This is a genomic window from Pseudoduganella violaceinigra DSM 15887 (assembly GCF_000425385.1).
Taxonomy (GTDB): Bacteria; Pseudomonadota; Gammaproteobacteria; order Burkholderiales; family Burkholderiaceae_D; genus Rugamonas; species Rugamonas violaceinigra.
On record NZ_AUDI01000001.1, the window covers coordinates 385,691 to 402,549 of the forward strand.

At 63.8% G+C, this 16,859-nt stretch carries 21 protein-coding genes; 13 read left to right on the forward strand and 8 right to left on the reverse strand.

Features of this window, described 5'->3' with window-relative positions; genetic code table 11:
- Positions 1-34: 34 nt before the first annotated feature.
- On the forward strand, positions 35-343 hold the full coding sequence (locus tag H597_RS0101870; RefSeq protein ID WP_154667907.1) for a DUF4124 domain-containing protein: 309 nt from the start codon (positions 35-37) through the stop codon (positions 341-343).
- A gap of 4 nt (positions 344-347) precedes the next feature.
- On the opposite strand, the gene H597_RS0101875 is transcribed toward H597_RS0101870, so the two are convergent.
- Positions 348-698, reverse strand: coding sequence for a hypothetical protein (locus H597_RS0101875; RefSeq protein ID WP_028100632.1), 351 nt, complete (start codon positions 696-698; stop codon positions 348-350).
- A 124-nt stretch (positions 699-822) separates the two neighbouring features.
- Positions 823-1,551: a substrate-binding periplasmic protein gene (locus H597_RS0101880; RefSeq protein WP_028100633.1), complete on the reverse strand. Its 729-nt coding sequence runs from the start codon at positions 1,549-1,551 to the stop codon at positions 823-825.
- 71 nt (positions 1,552-1,622) lie between these two features.
- On the opposite strand from H597_RS0101880, the gene H597_RS0101885 reads away from it, so the two are divergent.
- The gene (locus H597_RS0101885; RefSeq protein WP_028100634.1) at positions 1,623-2,408 is read left to right on the forward strand and encodes an alpha/beta fold hydrolase; all 786 of its coding nucleotides are present in this window, start codon (positions 1,623-1,625) and stop codon (positions 2,406-2,408) included.
- Here H597_RS0101885 and H597_RS0101890 read toward each other — a convergent pair.
- Entirely contained in the window at positions 2,390-2,953 is a 564-nt protein-coding gene (locus H597_RS0101890) for a DUF2199 domain-containing protein (RefSeq protein ID WP_161630562.1), read from the reverse strand. The genes H597_RS0101885 and H597_RS0101890 overlap by 19 nt on opposite strands.
- Before the next feature lie 22 nt (positions 2,954-2,975).
- Complete coding sequence (locus tag H597_RS34585) at positions 2,976-3,263, reverse strand: hypothetical protein (protein ID WP_154667908.1); 288 nt, start codon at positions 3,261-3,263, stop codon at positions 2,976-2,978.
- A gap of 237 nt (positions 3,264-3,500) precedes the next feature.
- On the opposite strand from H597_RS34585, the gene H597_RS0101900 reads away from it, so the two are divergent.
- Positions 3,501-3,686 (forward strand): hypothetical protein, encoded by a 186-nt coding sequence (locus H597_RS0101900; RefSeq protein WP_028100636.1) that lies wholly within the window; start codon positions 3,501-3,503, stop codon positions 3,684-3,686.
- On the opposite strand, the gene H597_RS0101905 is transcribed toward H597_RS0101900, so the two are convergent.
- A complete protein-coding gene (locus tag H597_RS0101905) occupies positions 3,675-4,559 on the reverse strand; it encodes a LysR family transcriptional regulator (RefSeq protein ID WP_028100637.1) in 885 nt (294 codons plus the stop codon). The two genes, H597_RS0101900 and H597_RS0101905, sit on opposite strands and share 12 nt — an antisense overlap.
- A 91-nt stretch (positions 4,560-4,650) precedes the next feature.
- Here H597_RS0101905 and mdtH point away from each other — a divergent pair, with 91 nt between their 5' ends.
- Both mdtH and H597_RS0101915 read left to right on the forward strand, forming a co-directional pair.
- Positions 4,651-5,856, forward strand: a complete 1,206-nt coding sequence (mdtH, locus tag H597_RS0101910; RefSeq protein ID WP_028100638.1) for a multidrug efflux MFS transporter MdtH — start codon at positions 4,651-4,653, stop codon at positions 5,854-5,856.
- 137 nt (positions 5,857-5,993) lie between these two features.
- A complete protein-coding gene (locus H597_RS0101915) occupies positions 5,994-6,878 on the forward strand; it encodes an SMP-30/gluconolactonase/LRE family protein (protein WP_028100639.1) in 885 nt (294 codons plus the stop codon).
- 126 nt (positions 6,879-7,004) lie between these two features.
- Here the strand turns inward: H597_RS0101915 and H597_RS0101920 are convergent, their stop codons facing one another.
- Positions 7,005-7,334, reverse strand: a complete 330-nt coding sequence (locus H597_RS0101920; RefSeq protein WP_035372860.1) for an ArsR/SmtB family transcription factor — start codon at positions 7,332-7,334, stop codon at positions 7,005-7,007.
- Positions 7,321-7,782 carry an SRPBCC family protein gene (locus H597_RS0101925; RefSeq protein WP_028100641.1) on the reverse strand — a complete coding sequence of 154 codons (462 nt, stop codon included), beginning with the start codon at positions 7,780-7,782 and terminating at the stop codon, positions 7,321-7,323. Before H597_RS0101925 ends, H597_RS0101920 begins: the two co-directional genes overlap by 14 nt.
- Before the next feature lie 131 nt (positions 7,783-7,913).
- Here H597_RS0101925 and H597_RS0101930 point away from each other — a divergent pair, with 131 nt between their 5' ends.
- The 8 genes from H597_RS0101930 (at position 7,914) to H597_RS0101965 (ending at position 16,045) form a co-directional block, all read left to right on the forward strand.
- The gene (locus H597_RS0101930) at positions 7,914-8,249 is read left to right on the forward strand and encodes a hypothetical protein (protein ID WP_028100642.1); all 336 of its coding nucleotides are present in this window, start codon (positions 7,914-7,916) and stop codon (positions 8,247-8,249) included.
- Between the two features lie 66 nt (positions 8,250-8,315).
- Positions 8,316-10,409: a TonB-dependent receptor gene (locus H597_RS0101935; RefSeq protein WP_083940901.1), complete on the forward strand. Its 2,094-nt coding sequence runs from the start codon at positions 8,316-8,318 to the stop codon at positions 10,407-10,409.
- Between the two features lie 109 nt (positions 10,410-10,518).
- Positions 10,519-11,667: a galactonate dehydratase gene (gene dgoD / locus H597_RS0101940; RefSeq protein ID WP_028100644.1), complete on the forward strand. Its 1,149-nt coding sequence runs from the start codon at positions 10,519-10,521 to the stop codon at positions 11,665-11,667.
- Complete coding sequence (locus H597_RS0101945) at positions 11,661-12,611, forward strand: 2-dehydro-3-deoxygalactonokinase (RefSeq protein WP_028100645.1); 951 nt, start codon at positions 11,661-11,663, stop codon at positions 12,609-12,611. The genes dgoD and H597_RS0101945 overlap by 7 nt, the downstream gene beginning before the upstream one ends.
- 1 nt (position 12,612) lies before the next feature.
- On the forward strand, positions 12,613-13,269 hold the full coding sequence (locus tag H597_RS0101950; protein WP_028100646.1) for a 2-dehydro-3-deoxy-6-phosphogalactonate aldolase: 657 nt from the start codon (positions 12,613-12,615) through the stop codon (positions 13,267-13,269).
- Entirely contained in the window at positions 13,247-14,104 is an 858-nt protein-coding gene (locus tag H597_RS33010; RefSeq protein WP_154667909.1) for an SMP-30/gluconolactonase/LRE family protein, read from the forward strand. Before H597_RS0101950 ends, H597_RS33010 begins: the two co-directional genes overlap by 23 nt.
- A gap of 32 nt (positions 14,105-14,136) precedes the next feature.
- The gene (locus H597_RS0101960; RefSeq protein ID WP_028100647.1) at positions 14,137-15,087 is read left to right on the forward strand and encodes a LysR substrate-binding domain-containing protein; all 951 of its coding nucleotides are present in this window, start codon (positions 14,137-14,139) and stop codon (positions 15,085-15,087) included.
- A 58-nt stretch (positions 15,088-15,145) separates the two neighbouring features.
- Positions 15,146-16,045, forward strand: a complete 900-nt coding sequence (locus H597_RS0101965) for a 5'-nucleotidase (RefSeq protein WP_051293450.1) — start codon at positions 15,146-15,148, stop codon at positions 16,043-16,045.
- On the opposite strand, the gene H597_RS29385 is transcribed toward H597_RS0101965, so the two are convergent.
- Complete coding sequence (locus H597_RS29385) at positions 15,971-16,747, reverse strand: pseudouridine synthase (RefSeq protein ID WP_051293451.1); 777 nt, start codon at positions 16,745-16,747, stop codon at positions 15,971-15,973. The genes H597_RS0101965 and H597_RS29385 overlap by 75 nt on opposite strands.
- Positions 16,748-16,859: the final 112 nt, after the last annotated feature.

The following is a 16,859-nucleotide window of genomic DNA, read 5'->3' on the forward strand; positions in this document are numbered from 1 at the left end:
GCAGACTGGGTCCACCAGCATCCGGAGGTGGACCATGCGGCAAATGTTGATCTCTTGCGCCTTGAGCGCGCTCGTGCTGCCGGCGGCCGCCGACGACAATACCTTCCGCTGCATCGATAGCCAAGGGGCAGTCATGCTGACCGACCGCCCATGCGAAACCGTGCCCAATGTCGGGCGCCCCGCCATGGCGAAGGAACATGTGGCGCTGCCGCCATCGGAACAGGGCCGCGGCAGCTGGACCCGCAAGCCGGCGGCCAGCGAAGCACCAAAGGTCGATGTGGAAACCCTGCGCGTGGCGCGGCAAACCCTCGCACTACGCGACAAGGTCGCCAGCGCACGCTAGCCTTTCAACCGTCGCCTTCGTCCTTCGGCAACAACAGCATGCAGCCGGCTGCGGCGCCATGCGCGATGGGCAGCAACAGCAAAGTTACCTGCGCCGGAACATCCCGATCGCTGACAGAAAAGTAGGTGATCGCCACCGCCATGACGATAGGCGCCAGCGGCAACACGGCCGCCGATAGCGTGGCGGGTTGCAGGCGGCGCACGGCGAGCAGGTTCAGCGTCAGCGCCGCCAGGTAGAGAATGCGGTACACCGATTCGGCGCGTACCGTCGAAAAGTGCGCGCTCGCAAGCATCCCTTGCATCAGCAGCCCGAGCAAAAGCGTCAGCAGAAGCGCGGGCAAGGCAGAGCGTTCCATGATCACTTCAAGCCTCCCATTGTCACTGGAAGTAATAAAGCAATTTTTGCGCCAAGCTTATGTGTCAAGGGGAACGGCGCGAATCCTTGCGGAATGGAGCAATTTCTGTAAGGAATTTCGACATCTATCGGTTGAAGCGGATGGCCTTGTTGAGGCGATCGATCAGCTCATCCGGCATATGCCGCGAGCACATGATATGGCGCGTTTCGCCTTTCGGCATCTGCGCCAGGCGCAGCAGACGCAAGCCCGCTTGTGAAATGGAATTCGCCAGCAAGTAGTGGCCTTCCTCATCCGATACGAAGATCAGGTCCACACTGCGCGCGCCCAGCGACTGCAACATTTGCAAGGTGGTACCGGTCGAGACGGCAATCGCCGGTTTCGCCTGGGCCAGCAAGGCATCGATGGCCGGGCCGTAGGAATATTTATCCTTCACCATTACTCGCAAGCCTGGACGGGCCAGCAATTCGGGCAAGGTTTCGCTCCCGTCCACCGCCAGGCCCGCATGCACCAGCACCATCCATCCCTGGTCGCGGTAAATCGGTCGCGTGAACTTGGCGAATTGCAGGCGCTCCGGCGTCTGGAACCAGCCGATGGCGCAGTAGTCGCCGGCGTTTTCGCGGATGGTCAGGAGTTGGCGGTTGGTGGGCATTTCGCTCCACTGCACCTTGATGCCGGCGCGGGCGAATGCTTGCCGCGCGGGGGTACCGGTCAGGCCGGCCGGCGTGCCATCGTCCTGGCGCAGCAGGTAAGGCGGGCGCAGGTTAAAGAAGACAGTAATCGGCTCGGCCGCCTTGCAGGGAGTTTGCGGCAGGCAGCAGCACGCGAGCAGTGCCAGTCCGAATAGCTGTCTCATAGCAAGTCCATGGTAGCACAGCGGTATAATAGCGGGCTTGCCTTTTGAATAATCGGTTTTCAGAGAAGAAGATGCACACTACGCCAGACACCCGCCCAGCCGTTGTTTTGCTGCACAGTTCACTGAGCTCGCGCAGCCAGTGGAATACCCTGATCGCCGAACAAGAGGCGAATTTCCGCTTCATCGCCATCGATTTGTTGGGCTATGGCAAGTCCGCCTTCCCTAGCGAGGCGGCAGCGGCCGGCTACACCCTGGCGCATGAAGCCGATGCTGTGGCGGCAGCCCTGGCCTCCCACCTGGACGCCGGCGAAACCTTCCACCTGGTCGGCCACTCCTACGGCGGCGCCACCGCCCTGCGCCTGGCGCGCCAGATGCGCAATCGCGTGCTGTCGCTGGCGGTATTCGAACCGGTCGCCTTCCACCTGCTGCCGGCGAGCGATGCCGGGCGCCAGGAAATTGAAGCCGTGGTGGCCGATATCAATGCCGCCGCCAGCGCCGAAGACGCCACCCGCACCTTCATCGACTACTGGAACCGCGCCGGCGCCTTCGACTCCCTGCCGGACATGCAGCGCCACCGCTTCACCAGCGGTATCGCCAAGGTCAAGCTGGACTTCATCGCCCTGCTCGGCGAACCCGCCCGCGCGGCCGACATGGCGCAGCTCGACGTACCGGCCCTGGTGATGGCCGGCGCCAAAGGCCCGGCCTCCACCCGTCGCGTCGCGGAAACGCTGGCTGCGGCACTGCCGCAAGCGCAGTTCGCCCTGACCGCCGGCGGCCACATGGCCCCGGTCACCCATGCCGCCGCCGTCAATGAAGTGCTGCTTGGTTTCCTTGAAAATCAGCGCTTGCTCGCCTGACTAACATCTTGTAGCAATTTCCCCTGTACTCTGGCGGCTGGCCGCTGGAGTGAAAGAAACCAGGTTCTGAATTCTTCCACTCTTTTGACCGGCACGCCTTCGTGTTGGTCAAGAATGAGCGGATGGCTCCCTGCCTGCAGGCGAAAAAGGGGGCGCTGGCCATTTGGCCGGATGTAAACGGCAAGCGGCAAACCGATGGTAAGTGGGTAGAACGGGATATCGGTTGCGAGAATTGCTTCGAAAGATGGATGATTTTCCCGTCCTTCGGCATCAAGTAGGTCTTGATACCAGAAGAACTTTTCCTCTGTTATTTCAACCCAGGCGCCCCAGAGAAAGCTTTCGCTATGCTCGTGAATGAGGATCTCAATCGAACCATAAAGATAGAATCGCTCATCGTCAATAACGCAGAGCTCACCATTTGACCAAAGCCGCTCCCCCCTTTGTTCGAGAGGAAGCTTGGCCGCTTCAGTCGGCATAGAAACGGGAATCGATCCAGATAACGAACTATGCGCCTTTCCGCAGGATGGGCAATTTTCGAGGGCCATGTGCTCTTCCTCCATACTCGACTTAGGTGAAAATGTAATGTTCGATTACCTCGGGCCGGTATTGCTTTATGACGGTGCTCCTTGCAACACCAAGCGACTGCAGGAATGAACGAATTGCACTGATCCCTTGCTGCAAGTCGTGAACCTCAACATCTATAATCACAACACCCATTCCACTTCCGCCGCCCGTTACTTCACCGAGCTGGTTCCGCTCGAGAAATTCTTCCAGAGGATCTTCAACATCATCTCGTCCATCGAACTGAAAATCTTCGGATAGGAAGACAATCTCTAAAAAGTGGTACTCATGCATAGTGGATTAAGGCAGCTTGAATTCAAGGGGGTGCCAGAGCCTAGCAGTCGGCAGCAATACTCGTCAACCTGGGAGGGCTGCGCAGAAATGCGCCTCTCTGCATGACATGAATCGTAGTATCCTGAACAGGATGGGCAGAGTGCGGAAGACCTTGCCGCTTGGGGTCCTCTGCGGAGCTGCCGCAACAAAGCCACGATGTGAAGCAGGATCGCACGATCTCAATTCGGGAGCGGCATCATGAGTGACACGCGCTACAACCAGCAGTTGGCGCTCCATGTCGAGCGGGGTATCGAACTGCTCGCCCACATGGGCGCCGCCAATGCCTGGATTTACATGCAAAGCAACCATGTGCCGCGCGGCGTGATACTGCGCGTACTGGCCTACCCCCAGCAGCGCCGCCAATCCGGCGCCTCATTGCATTAAGTTCAGCTCACGCACGGCCTGAAGGACGCGCAGCTTGGCGGCGTCGGGCCGCTTGCCGCTGCGCCAGGCCACCATAGCCTCCCACTCCCAGTGCGGCAAGTCCGCAATCTCCAGCTTCACCAGGTTGCCCAGCTTGAGCTGGCGCGCCGCCGCCATCTCCGGCATGAAAGTCAGGAAGCCATGTTCCTGCGCCAGCAGGATGGAGGCGGCCGATGGCTGGATGGCGTGGATCGGGCTGTCGTTGCGGCGGTGCGCGCGCAGCATGCGTATCAATTCATCGCAGTCTTCGCCCCAATATTGAGGCGCCAGGCGCGCGTTGGCCACGTCGGCCAGCAGCAGCTTGCCGCGCCGCGCCAGTGGATGGCCGCGCCGTACCACTGCCACGATCGGCGATACCAGCAGGCGTTCCAGATGGATGCCCGCAACGGCGGGGCATTTCAGCACCAAGCCCAGTTGCACGCGACCGGTCAGCAGCTGTTCCATGATGACTGGCGAGTGGTCGGTACTGCAGCGGATTTCCAGCGGCGCGTCGGCCAGTTTCAACAGAATCGGCCCAAACAGCAGGGCCGCCATCGACGGGACGCAGGCCAGCGTCACCTGGGGCAGCGCGGGCGCGCCCTGCACTGCCTTCCGGCCCGCTTCGATGGCGGCCAGCGCCTGCTGGGCCGCCGGCAGGAAAGTCAGGCAGGCCGGCGTTGGCGAGGCGCCGCGCCGGTGGCGGGTGAACAGTTGCACGGCCAACTGCTCTTCCAGCGCCGCCACACGCTGGCTCACCTGCGGCTGCGACCAGCGGCGCCGCGCCGCAGCCTGGCTGAAACTTCCGTATTCCACGATTTCCACCAGCAAGGCCAGGTCGTCGAGACTCAGAGACATAAGAAAATCCAATATGAAATATGACCAGATAACGGCTTCTATTATGTCTTACTCCCGCCTAAGATGGCTGCATCGCAGATGGAGGAAACGTATGACCGGAGCACAAAAAGCCAGGCGGCTGGGCAAGCACTTCCTGATGATCGACCACGTGCTGGTGGTGGCCGGCTTCTACCTCGTGTTTCCCATCATTGGCCTGCATTTCGTCGGCAAATTGGGCTGGGCGGCCGCCGCGGTCGGGCTGGCGCTGGGGGCGCGCCAGGTGGCGCAGCAAGGCCTGGCCCTGTTCGGCGGCTCGCTATCGGACCGCTACGGCGCGCGGCCGCTGATCGTCGCGGGCATGCTTTTGCGCGCCGGCGGTTTCGCGCTAATGGGCTTCGCCGCGAATCCGGGCTGGCTATTGGTGTCGTGCGTGATGTCGGGCCTGGGCGGCAGCCTGTTCGAGCCGGCACGCGGCGCGCTGGTGGTCAAGCTGACGCGCCCGGCCGAACGCCCGCGCTTCTATTCGCTGCTGATGATGCAGGAAAGCGTTTCCGCCGTCACCGGCGCCCTGCTCGGCACCATGCTGCTGGGCGTGGACTTCCGCTGGGTTGGCCTGGGCGGCAGCGCATTGTTCGTACTGGCGGCACTGGCCAATGCGCTGCTGCTGCCGGCCTACCGCGTCGCCACGCCAGGCACCTCGTCCACGACTGCCATGCGCATTCCCTTGCGCGATAAGCCTTTCCTGCTGCTGGTGTTGACACTGAGCGGTTACTACATCATGACCGTACAGTTGATGATGCTGGTGCCTGTCACGCTATCCACGCTGTCAGGCACGCCGGGCACCGTGGCCTGGATGTATGCGATGGATGCGGTGCTTGCCCTGACGCTGCTGTACCCGATGGCGCGCCTGGGCGAGCGCTATCTGTCGCTGGAGGCGCGCCTGCAAACCGGCATCGGCATCATGTGCTGCGCCGTGCTGGCCATGTCGTCGGCGCGCGCGCTGGCGCCGATGTTCATTTGTATCGCTGTGTTCTATACAGGGTCGCTCGTCGCCGAGCCTGCACGCGAGTCGCTGGTATCGCGCTACGCACTGCCCTCGGCGCGCGCCAGCTATATGGGATTGAGCCGTATCGGGCTTGCCGCTGGAGGTTTGTTCGGCTACACCGCCGGCGGCTGGCTGCTGGACTGGAGCCGCGCCGCGCAGGCGCCGGGGCTGCCTTGGCTGGTGCTGGCCGCGATCGGCACGCTGACGCTGGCGGTATTGGCTTGCGCGGCGGCGCCGCTGCCACGAAAAAAAAGCCCGCCGGTGGCGGGCTGAACACTTTGGTTGGGTAATTCATTCTAGTGCGCGAAATAGCGTTTGATTCTATCCAATCGTCACTTGTGCCGATTCATTGATGGATGAGGTGGAAAAATGCATCACGCGGCGGCGCTGCGCGCGCATAGAATGCAGAAATGAAATCCTACATCGCCCAATGCGTCCTGCCCATTGCCGCCGAACTGGGAGAAGGGCCGCTCTATCTGCCGGCACAAGACCGCCTGCTATTCGTTGATCTGAAGCGTTGCATCCTGCATGCCTGGGATGCATCTACCCGCCGGCACGACAGCTGGCTGCTGCCCGATTATCTTTGCTGGATCGTGCCGCGCCGCGACGGCGACGGCTTCATGGCAGGCTTGCGCGACAGCGTCGTAAGACTTTGGCTGGAACCGGCGCTGCGCATCGCCCCCCTTGTCCGCGTCGTCGACAGCGCGCGCGGACTGCGCCTGAACGATGCGAAAGCCGACCAGCACGGGCGGCTGTGGTTGGGCTCCATGCATGATAGCGACTACCAGCAAGCCGCGGGCATGCTGTTCCGCCTTGATCCCGACTTGCGGCTGCATATTGCCGACGAGGGCTATCACATCTGCAACGGCCCTACCTTTGCCCCCGATGGCCGCACCCTGTACCACTCGGATAGCTTCATCGATGTGAGCTATCGCTATCCGCTGGCAGCCGACGGCAGCCTGGGGCCGCGCGAAGTTTGGCGCCGCTTTTCAGGCCGCGGTTCGCCGGACGGCATGCAGGCCGATAGCGAAGGCTGCATCTGGATCGCGCAGTGGGGCGGCGCGCGTGTCTGCCGCTTCAGCCCCGATGGCGAATTGCTGGCCGAAGTGCCGCTTCCCGTGTCCCAACCCGCGTCGCTGGCGTTTGGCGGCGAAGATTTGCGCACGCTCTACATCACGACGGCGCGCGAAGGCCTGTCGGCCGAACAATTGGCGCTGGAACCGCTGGCGGGTGCCTTGTTCACTGCCCTGATCGACGTTCCGGGCCTGCCGGCCAATGCCTTCGGCGCCGGTTGATCTGGGCCCGGCTTTGGCATCGTCACCAACTCGAACGACCCACTGTCGGATGCGGCGCTGTCGGCAATCGTGCGGAAACGCCCGTCCGGCAGCGGCATGCCGGGCGATGCCTGGAGTTTTGCTGCGCTAGGCGTCCTTTTCCACAAAGCGCTTGAGCCTTGCCAGGGCCTGCTCCCACTGGCGGCCGATGGCATCGAGGGAATCGCGCGCCTCACCGATCGGGCCTGGCTGCAACTGCCACAGCCGTTCGCGCCCCGACTTGATATCGCTCACCAGGCCGGCTTCGGCCAGCACCGACAAGTGCTTGGTCACGCCCTGGCGGCTGATATCGGTCGCTTCGGTCAACTGCGAAATCGAATGCGCCCCGCCATCGCTGAGCAGGGACACCAGCATGAGCCGCGTCGGATCGCCCAACGCGGCAAACACCGGTGCGACGGAAACATCATTCGCCCGCATATTTCGCAATCCTGCGCAATTGCGCTTCCCAGCCGCCACTGTTCATTTCGAAGGCGCGCGCGCGGCGGTGGGCCGGCACGCGGTCGAAACCCGACTCCACCACCTTCAGCAAGGTCGCGTTGTTGGCCGCCTCGTGCAAGATGAAGGTGACCAGCGTTGGCTCTTCGTTCGCCAGGTCCGCCGCCGGATCGATCGGGTAGGGAATCCAGTGAAAGGCCATCAGCGACGTGGGCTCGATGCGCGCAAAGGTCGCATCAAAATAACAGTCGGGATGGTCCGGCAGGTTCATTTTGGCGCGTGCCCGCTGGCCCACCTTGAATGACTGCCCGCTCAGGTCGACGCCGAACCAGGCGCCGAATTCCTCGGCGCTGGCCAGCGCTCGCCATACGCGTTCACGCGGTGCATTGATAACGATACTGCGTTCGATACGGTCTGTTTCGCTCATGATGTGCTCCTCCTTTGAATCCATTATGGTCCGCACCCGCGAAATATGCAACCATTTAGTTGCACATTAATGTTACTACTGAAAACTTGATCGAGTTCATGGTTTGACAACACATCCATCGCTACGATGGCTGCATGTTCCCGCACCGCCTCACTCGCCGTTTCATCACTTTGCTGTTGCTGCTGTATGTGGCCATGCAAAGTTATGCGGCTGCAGCGCAGGCAACGATGCCGATGATGGACCACGCAGCATGCGCCGCACATCATGAAGGCAACGACCAGCGCGGGATGGCGGACTGCTTCGTCCAGTGTTCGCTGTGCGGCGCCCCTGCCGTGGCGCCCGGCTTCGGCCAGCCGTCCATCCCCGTACCGCATGACCTCACAGGTCCTCGGACCGCCATCATCGCGGCGCAGCACGATGGCGAATCCCATCTACCGCACCAGGCGCGGGGACCTCCGGCCGCAGTGTGACACCTGCTCTTATTCCCATGCGCCGCCCCCCCGGCGGCGCATGACACGTCACACCGGAGAACAAAAATGAATCCGCAGTTCCGCAAGCATCTGCTTGCAATGTCTGTTGCCACCGCCCTTCCCTGCTACGCACAAACTTCCCTCCCCAGCGTCATCATCACCGGCTCCAATCCCGACGTCATGCAGGTGGACGTCAGCAAGAAAGGCTTCCCGAGCGATACCGCCAAGCTGCTGCAATCCGTGGCCGGGGTCAGCATGGTCAGCGGCGGCGGCGTGTCCGGCCTGCCGTCCATCCGCGGCCTGGCTGACGACCGCTTGCGCATCCAGGTCGACGGCATGGACCTGGTCTCGGCATGCGCCAATCATATGAATCCGGCGCTGTCGTATATCGCGCCGTCGCAAGTCGAATCGATCCAGGTCCTGCCCGGCATTACCCCCGTCAGCGTCGGCGGCGACAGCATCGGCGGCACCATCCGCGTGCGCTCGGCCGATCCAAAATTCGCCGAAGCAGGCCAGTTGCTGCGCGAAGGACAGGCCAGCTTTGTCTACCGCGGCAACGGCAATGTGCGCGACGTTGGCCTGGCGGCCACGCTGGCCAGCGAAACCTTCTCCGCCACCTATCGCGGCGCGGCGATCAAGGCCGGCAATTACGAAGACGGCGGCGGCAAGGAGATCGGCTCCTCCGCCTACGAATCGCGCAACCACGCGCTGACCCTCGCCATGCGCGCCGAAACGCGCCTGCTGGAGCTGAAACTCGGCCTGCAGCGCATGCCCTACCAGGGCTTCCCCAACCAGCGCATGGACCTGACCCGCAACGACAGCGAGCAGTTCAACCTGCGCTACCTCGAACGCTTTGGCTGGGGCATGCTGGAAAGCCGTGCCTACTACGAGCACACCCGCCATGCGATGAATTTCGGCGCGGACAAGCAGTTCTGGTACGGCGCGAAAAAAGACATCCCCGGCATGCCGATGGACGCCGAAGGCAAGAACACCGGGCTGTCGGTCAAAGCCACCATCCCGCTGTCGCAGCCCGACACCCTGCGCGTCGGCGCCGACTACCGCCGCTATCGGCTGGACGACTGGTGGGACCCGTCCGGCGGCGGCATGGCGCCCGACACCTTCTGGAATATCCGCGGCGGCCAGCGCGACCGCTTGGGCGCCTACGCCGAATGGGACCGGCGCTGGAACCCGGCCTGGTTCACGCAACTGGGCATGCGCGGCGAAAAGGTCAGCAGCAACACCGGTGCGGTACAAGGCTATAACGCCGGCTACATCAAGGATGCATCCCGCTTCAACGCCCTCAACCGCGAACGCGACGACCATAACCTGGACCTGACAGCACAGGCCCGCTATATTCCCTCGCAGGACATGACGGTCAAATTCGGCTACGCCCGCAAGGCCCGCTCGCCGAACCTGTGCGAACGCTACACCTGGTCCACCGGTGGCATGGCGATGGCCATGGTGAACATTGCCGGCGACGGCAACGGCTATGTCGGCGACCCGTCGCTGCGGCCGGAAGTGGCGCATATGGCCACCGGCAGCGTCGAATGGCACGACTCGGCACAGGAAAAATGGTCGTTCGCCGTTTCCCCTTTCTACACCAGGGTCGAAGACTATATCGATGCACGCTGCCTCGCCACCTGCCAGCGCGGCGCCTTCGTCAACCTGCGCTTCGCCAATGTCGATGCACGCCTCTACGGCGCCGAAGTCTCGGCCCATGCGGCGCTGGCATCGGGCAGCTACGGCGCGTTGTCGGGCGATATGCAAGTGAACTATGTGCGCGGCGAAAACCGCAGCACAGGCGACAACTTGTACAACATGATGCCGCTGAACACCCGCCTGCTGCTCAACCACCGCTTGGGTGCTTGGAGCGGCGCGCTGGAAGTGCAGGCCGTCAGCGCCAAGGAGCGCGTCTCGACGCTGCATAACGAGCTGCGTACTGGCGGCTACGCCCTGGCCGCCCTGCGCACCAGCTATGCCTGGAACAAGGTGCAATTCGACTTCGGCGTGGAAAACCTGTTCGACCGCCGCTACGAACTGCCGCTCGGCGGGGCGTATGTTGGCCAGGGCATGACCATGGCGCTGAACGGCGTCCCTTACGGCATCGGCGTGCGCGGCATGGGCCGCTCGGTGTATGCCGGACTGACCTTCAAGCTGTAAAAAAGGCCTTGCGCTATGCCCAAACGATATACGAATCCGTAAATTTCTCATATTTGTGAACTAGCTCGCCAAGCTAGACTTGTCCCAATTCTTTCTTGGCGAGCAACAAATGAAGATCACAAAATTGACCACGTTCCGCATCCCGCCGCGCTGGATGCTGCTCAAGGTCGAGACGGACGAAGGCATTGTCGGTTGGGGCGAGCCTGTCATCGAAGGCAAGGCCCGCACCGTGGAAGCGGCAGTCCATGAACTGTCGCAATACCTGGTGGGCCAGGATCCGCGCCGCATCAACGACCTGTGGCAGGTGATGTACCGCGGCGGCTTTTACCGCGGCGGCGCAATTTTGATGAGCGCCATCGCCGGCATCGACCAGGCGCTGTGGGACATCAAGGGCAAAGCGCTTGGCGTGCCCGTGTACGAGCTGCTGGGCGGGCTGGTACGCGAACGCATGAAAACCTATAGCTGGGTGGGCGGCGACCGCCCGGCCGACGTCATCGCCGGCATCCGCGCCTTGCGTGAGGGCGGTTTCGACACCTTCAAGATGAACGGCACCGAGGAATTCGGCATCATCGAAACTTCGGCCGCGGTGGATGCAGCGGTGGCGCGCATCGCCGGCATCCGCGAAGCCTTCGGCAACGAGATCGAATTCGGCATCGACTTCCACGGCCGCGTCGCCGCGCCGATGGCCAAGGTACTGCTGCGCGAACTGGAACCTTACCGCCCCCTGTTTGTCGAAGAACCAGTGCTGGCCGAACAATCCGAATACTATCCGCGCCTGGCCGAATCGACGTCGATTCCATTGGCGGCCGGCGAGCGCATGTTCTCGCGCTTCGAATTCAAGAACGTCTTCCATGCCGGCGGCCTGGCAATCGTGCAGCCCGACCTATCGCATGCCGGCGGCATCTCGGAATGCCTGAAGATCGCCGCCATGGCGGAAGCCTACGACATCGCGCTGGCACCGCATTGCCCGCTTGGCCCCGTCGCGCTGGCGGCCTGCCTGCAGGTGGACTTCGTCTCCTACAACGCCGTGCTGCAGGAACAAAGCATGGGCATCCATTACAACAAGGGCGGCGAGCTGCTCGACTACGTGGTGAACAAGGAAGACTTCAGGATCGACAATGGCTATATCAAGCCCCTGCCCAAGCCTGGCCTGGGCGTAGTCGTCGATGAAGAACGCGTGATTGAAGCCAGCCGCAATGCGCCGGACTGGAGCAACCCGCTGTGGCGCCATCCTGACGGCAGCGTGGCAGAATGGTAAGCCCCGCCGCCCACGCCAGCCTGCTCGGCCTGGACTGGGGTAGCAGCAGCCTGCGCGCCTTCCTGCTCGGTCCCGGCGGCAAAGTGCTGCTGGAGCGCAGCAACGGCAACGGCGCCTCTACCCTGTCCGGCACACCGGCCTTCGCCGCCGCGCTGCAGGAGATCGCCGGCGACTGGCTAGGCGCGCATCCCGGCTTGCCGGTGCTGGCCTGCGGCATGGTGGGCAGCCAGCACGGCTGGCGCGACGTCCCTTATGCTGCCTGCCCTGCCGACGCCACCGCGCTGGCAGCCGGCATGCTGCGCAGTCCCGGCGGAGAAATCGCCATCGTCCCCGGCATGCTGTACGACGACGGCGTTCTGCCGCCCGACCTGATGCGCGGCGAAGAAACCCAGGTGGCCGGCGCCTTGCAGTTGCAACCGGGGCTCAGCGATGCGTCCTGCATCATCCTTCCCGGCACCCACTCAAAATGGGCGCAGGTGAAATACGGCCGCCTGGTGCGCTTCGCCACCCATATGACGGGCGAACTGTTCGCCGTGCTGCGCGCGCACTCGGTGCTGGGACGGCTGATGAAAGACAGCGCCCAATTTGCGGAGCACGCCTTCATTGCCGGCGTGGATGCGGCGCGCGATAACGGCCACCTCGGCTTCGTGCACCAGATATTTGCCGCGCGCAGCCTCGGCGTCACCGGACGCGCGCCTGCCGCCGACCTGGCCGACTACCTTTCCGGCCTGCTGCTTGGCCACGAACTGCGCGCCGGCCTGGCATGGCGCGAAAGCGCAGGCCTGGCGCAAGCGCCCTGGGCCCTGGTCGGCAGCCAGTCCCTGTGCCAGCGCTACGCGCTTGCCCTGCAACGCTTTAGCGCGTCCCCGCCGCAGCTGCTGGATAACACCGCACCGGCCGGCCTTTACCACCTGGCGCAAGTGGCCGGCATCACCAAGGAATGACATGAGCATAGCGCCCGTATCCCTATTTGATGCCGCCTTCGCAGCCCTGCCACTGGTAGCCATCCTGCGCGGCATCGAGCCGCAGGAAGCGGAGAGCATCGGCGCGGCGCTGTACGAAGCGGGCTTCCGCATGATCGAAGTTCCACTGAACTCGCCCCAGCCACTGGACTCCATCGCCCGCCTGGCCCGCAGCCTGCCGGGCGACGCCATGCTGGGCGCGGGCACGGTACTGGGCATCAACTCCGTGTACGACGTTCGCAATGCGGGCGGCCGCCTGATCGTCATGCCGCATGCCGACACCGCCGTGATCCGCTCGGCCAAGGCGGCGGGCATGTTTTGCGTACCGGGCGCGGCGACGCCGACCGAAGCCTTTGCCGCCGTCCACGCCGGCGCCGACGCGCTCAAGCTGTTCCCGGCCGAACTGGTAACGCCATCCGTCATGCGCGCCATGCGCGCAGTGTTACCGCACGCCCTGCCGCTGCTGCCGGTCGGCGGCATAACTTCCGAGAGTATGGCGATCTGGCGTATTGCGGGCGCCAGCGGTTTCGGTCTCGGTTCGGCGCTGTACAAGCCGGGGTTAGATGCTGGCGCGGTGGCCGAGCGCGCCCGCGCCTTCATTGCTGCCTGGAAGAAGGATGAAGCTCTCCGCCCTGTCTGACGCCAGCGTTGGCGCCCTCCATTGGCATCAGGGCTGCTGGTGGTGGAGCGATGTAACAGCTCCGGCGCTGAAAGCCTGGCGCGGAACAGGCCAGGCTGAGACTAGCCGGCTGCCGGAACAATTGGCCACCTTCGCCTTCTGCCGCAGCGGCAAGCTGCTGCTGGGACTCGGTAAATGGCTGTACCTTGCCGAACTCACGCCACCCGGCGCGCTGACGCTGGCGCGCCGCCTGCCGCTCGCCATCGCGGCCGTCGATCCGGCCGAAGCACGCACCGGCATCAGCGACGGCTGCACCGACCGCCATGGCAATTTCGTCCTCGGCACCGCCAGCCTGAATCCGGGCGCTCCGCCCATCGGCAGCTTTTACCAGTTTTCCCGCCGCGCAGGATTGCGCCGCCTGGCCCTGCCAACGGTCGCCGCCGCCCGCGGCATCGCCTTCAGCCCGGATGGCGCAATCCTGTATTTTGCCGGCGGCGACGGGCGCGAAATCCTGCAATGCGCCTACGACCCGGCACGCGCAGAAGTCGACCGCGTCGAACGATTCGCCGAATTGGGCGATGCATGCGTCGACGGAGTCACGGTGGACGGCGCTGGATGTCTGTGGGTCGCGCTGCGCGGCGATACTTCCGGCGGAAAACTGGCGCGATTTGCCCCCGACGGCACGAGGCTGCAACAGACGCCTCTGCCCTTCGCGCCAGCAGCGGCGCGCCCCGCGTTTGGCGGCCCGCAATTGGAGCAGTTGGCAGTCGGCGCAATCGGCGATGGCCTGCACTTCGCCGATGCCGGCGGCGCACGCGGCATGCCGGCCACGCTGTTCGACGACGGCGCCGATTGACGCTGCCCGCAAGCTTCCCTATCATCCTCCGCATGCCAGATCCACGCTCCGACCGTTTTGTAAGGTCCCACCTGAAAACGCGCCACCTGGTGCTGCTGGTCGAATTGGGCCGGCACCGCTCCATCCTCCACGCGGCGCAGGCGGCCAACTTGACCCAGCCTGCAGCCTCCAAGCTGCTGGGCGAGATTGAACACGCCCTGAACGTGCAACTGTTCGAGCGCCTGCCGCGCGGCGTGGTCCCGACCTTTTACGGCGAGGTGATGATACGCCGCGCCGGAACCGCTCTAGCGGAAATGGACGCCGCGCACCAGGAAGTGATGGAACTGGTATCCGGCCTGAGCGGCCGCGTTTCGATCGGCACCGTGCTCACGCCTTCCGCCGGCCTGGTCACAGACGCTGTCAAGCGCATTAAGGAAAAGAACGCCAGGCTGCAGGTAACGATTACCGTCGATACCTCCAAGATCCTGGTGGAGCGCATGCGCGCGGGAGACTTAGACCTGGTGATCGGCCGCCTGCTCGACTCCAACGTCGCCTCGGAGTTCAATTTCGAGCCGCTGACCGACGAACCGCATAGCCTGATCGCCGCCGCCGACCATCCTTTCGTCCGGCGCAAGGACCTGCAACTGTCCGAGCTCGCCCTGGAACCCTGGGTCCTGCCGCCGGCCGGCAGCAACCTGCGCGACCGTCTGACATCGATGTTTCTGTCGCAGGGTCTGGAGCCGCCCACCGAAGTGGTGGAAACGCTGGCCATGCCGGTAATGGCCAACCTGCTGTCCGGCAGCCGCATGATCGCCGCCATGCCGGAAGAAACCGTACGTCCCTACCTGGATGCGGGCTTGCTGGCGGTGCTGCCGTGGGACCTGGGACTGCGCATGGACATCTACGGCATTGTCACCCGCAAGCGCCACCGCCTGTCGCCGGGCGCGGAAGCCATGCTGGAATCCCTGCGTGAAGCGGCCCAGGCACGCTACCGGCGCCAATAAGGCGCATCCCGCGGCTTGATGATATACTGTATTTATATACAGCACCCGTAAGCCACCCATGAACAAACTTGTCGTTGCCATCTCTTCGCGCGCCCTGTTCCAGCTGGACGAAAGCCACGCGATCTTCGAATCCCAAGGTGTGGCGGCTTATTGCGCGCACCAACGCGAAAACGAACACGTGGTGCTGGAGCCCGGCCCCGCCTTCAATCTGGTGCGCAAGCTGCTGGCATTGAACAAAAAGTCGGCGGCGGCGCCGCTGGTGGAAGTGGTGCTCCTGTCGCGCAACAGCGCCGACACCGGCCTGCGCATCTTCAACTCCATCGAGCACTACCAGCTGGATATCAAGCGCGCCGCCTTCTGCTCCGGCGCCAGCACCCACCGCTATGTGGAAGCTTTCGGCGCGCAGCTGTTCTTGTCCACCAATCCCGACGATGTGCGCGAATCGCTGGCGCAAGGCCATGCCGCGGCCACCATCCTGCCCTCCCACCGCGAAGACGACAGCGGCCAGCTGCGCATCGCTTTCGATGGCGACGCCGTGCTGTTTTCCGACGATTCCGAGCGCATTTACAAGCAGCTCGGGCTGGACGCCTTCGCCCGCAACGAAAGGGAGGCGGCGCGCAGCCCGATGCCGGGCGGACCGTTCAAGAATTTCCTGGCAGCGCTGCACGCGATCCAGTCGGCACACGGCGCGGACGACGCACCGATTCGTACCGCCCTGGTCACGGCCCGCTCCGCCCCCGCCCACGAGCGCGTGATCCGCACCTTGCGCGCATGGGATATCCGCATCGACGAAGCGCTGTTCCTGGGCGGCATGCCGAAGGGCGCCTTCCTCAAAGCCTTCGGCGCCGACATCTTCTTCGACGACCAGGCCATGCACTGCGACTCAGCGCGCGAGTTCGTCCCCACCGGGCACGTCCCCTACGGCATCGCGAATGCCGCTGTCGCCGGGGAAAATTGACAGCACCTGCAGGAAGCTCGCTTCAAGCGCGGCCGACAGCGCCAGCAACTCACCCGTCGCCGGGTGCGTGAACGACATGCCGACCGCCGCCAGCATCAGCCGCCCAACGCCGAAACGCTCCGCGAAATAGCGGTTATGGCGCCCGCGCCCGTGGTTGGCGTCGCCGATGATCGGGTGGCTGATATGCTTCATATGGCGCCGCAGCTGGTGGCGGCGCCCGGTTTCGGGGAATAGCTCGACCAGGCTGTAACGGCTGCTGCTGTAGCCTTCGATCGCGACCGGGATTTCAGTCGTGGCCAGCCGGCGGTAGCGCGTCAGCGCATCGCGTATCGGCGCTTCCTCCTCTTTGCAGCGGCGGTCTTCCGGCTCTTCACGCAAGGGATGATCGATCACACCTTCCTGCGGCGCCCAGCCGCGCACCATGGCCAGATAGCGCTTATGGACTTCGCCCGCCATGAAAGCCTTGCCAAGCACGCTGGCGGTCTGCTGGTCGCGTGCAAACAGCAGCAGGCCGGAAGTCGGCCGGTCCAGCCGGTGCACCGCGTAGACATATTCGCCGCCGTTCATTTCCCGCGCATATTGCAGGGCGAACTCGGTCTCGTGCGGATCGATCGGGCTGCGGTGCACCAGCAGGCCGGCCGGTTTGTGCACCGCCAGCAGCCATGGGTCTCGATAGATTTCGGTAAGGGGATTCGTCTTCATTGCGGACGCTATTTTCCCACATGCGCAGGCTGCAATAGCATATGCCTAAAGCTTCGTTCACTTCCCTGCAGGGCGCGGCGTAGACTGGGTTCCCACCTTTTCCCGAGGAGCC

Excerpts from the sequence above, each read along its gene's own strand:
- mdtH (WP_028100638.1), top strand. The coding sequence starts at position 4,651 with ATGACCGGAGCACAAAAAGCCAGGCGGCTGGGCAAGCACTTCCTGATG.
- H597_RS0101875 (WP_028100632.1), bottom strand. The coding sequence starts at position 698 with ATGGAACGCTCTGCCTTGCCCGCGCTTCTGCTGACGCTTTTGCTCGGG.
- H597_RS0101945 (WP_028100645.1), top strand. The coding sequence starts at position 11,661 with ATGGTAAGCCCCGCCGCCCACGCCAGCCTGCTCGGCCTGGACTGGGGT.
- H597_RS33010 (WP_154667909.1), top strand. The coding sequence starts at position 13,247 with ATGAAGCTCTCCGCCCTGTCTGACGCCAGCGTTGGCGCCCTCCATTGG.
- H597_RS34585 (WP_154667908.1), bottom strand. The coding sequence starts at position 3,263 with ATGCATGAGTACCACTTTTTAGAGATTGTCTTCCTATCCGAAGATTTT.
- H597_RS0101890 (WP_161630562.1), bottom strand. The coding sequence starts at position 2,953 with ATGGCCCTCGAAAATTGCCCATCCTGCGGAAAGGCGCATAGTTCGTTA.
- H597_RS29385 (WP_051293451.1), bottom strand. The coding sequence starts at position 16,747 with ATGAAGACGAATCCCCTTACCGAAATCTATCGAGACCCATGGCTGCTG.
- H597_RS0101905 (WP_028100637.1), bottom strand. The coding sequence starts at position 4,559 with ATGTCTCTGAGTCTCGACGACCTGGCCTTGCTGGTGGAAATCGTGGAA.
- H597_RS0101935 (WP_083940901.1), top strand. The coding sequence starts at position 8,316 with ATGAATCCGCAGTTCCGCAAGCATCTGCTTGCAATGTCTGTTGCCACC.
- H597_RS0101920 (WP_035372860.1), bottom strand. The coding sequence starts at position 7,334 with ATGCGGGCGAATGATGTTTCCGTCGCACCGGTGTTTGCCGCGTTGGGC.
- H597_RS0101880 (WP_028100633.1), bottom strand. The coding sequence starts at position 1,551 with ATGAGACAGCTATTCGGACTGGCACTGCTCGCGTGCTGCTGCCTGCCG.
- dgoD (WP_028100644.1), top strand. The coding sequence starts at position 10,519 with ATGAAGATCACAAAATTGACCACGTTCCGCATCCCGCCGCGCTGGATG.
- H597_RS0101915 (WP_028100639.1), top strand. The coding sequence starts at position 5,994 with ATGAAATCCTACATCGCCCAATGCGTCCTGCCCATTGCCGCCGAACTG.
- H597_RS0101930 (WP_028100642.1), top strand. The coding sequence starts at position 7,914 with ATGTTCCCGCACCGCCTCACTCGCCGTTTCATCACTTTGCTGTTGCTG.
- H597_RS0101885 (WP_028100634.1), top strand. The coding sequence starts at position 1,623 with ATGCACACTACGCCAGACACCCGCCCAGCCGTTGTTTTGCTGCACAGT.
- H597_RS0101965 (WP_051293450.1), top strand. The coding sequence starts at position 15,146 with ATGAACAAACTTGTCGTTGCCATCTCTTCGCGCGCCCTGTTCCAGCTG.
- H597_RS0101900 (WP_028100636.1), top strand. The coding sequence starts at position 3,501 with ATGAGTGACACGCGCTACAACCAGCAGTTGGCGCTCCATGTCGAGCGG.
- H597_RS0101950 (WP_028100646.1), top strand. The coding sequence starts at position 12,613 with ATGAGCATAGCGCCCGTATCCCTATTTGATGCCGCCTTCGCAGCCCTG.
- H597_RS0101960 (WP_028100647.1), top strand. The coding sequence starts at position 14,137 with ATGCCAGATCCACGCTCCGACCGTTTTGTAAGGTCCCACCTGAAAACG.
- H597_RS0101870 (WP_154667907.1), top strand. The coding sequence starts at position 35 with ATGCGGCAAATGTTGATCTCTTGCGCCTTGAGCGCGCTCGTGCTGCCG.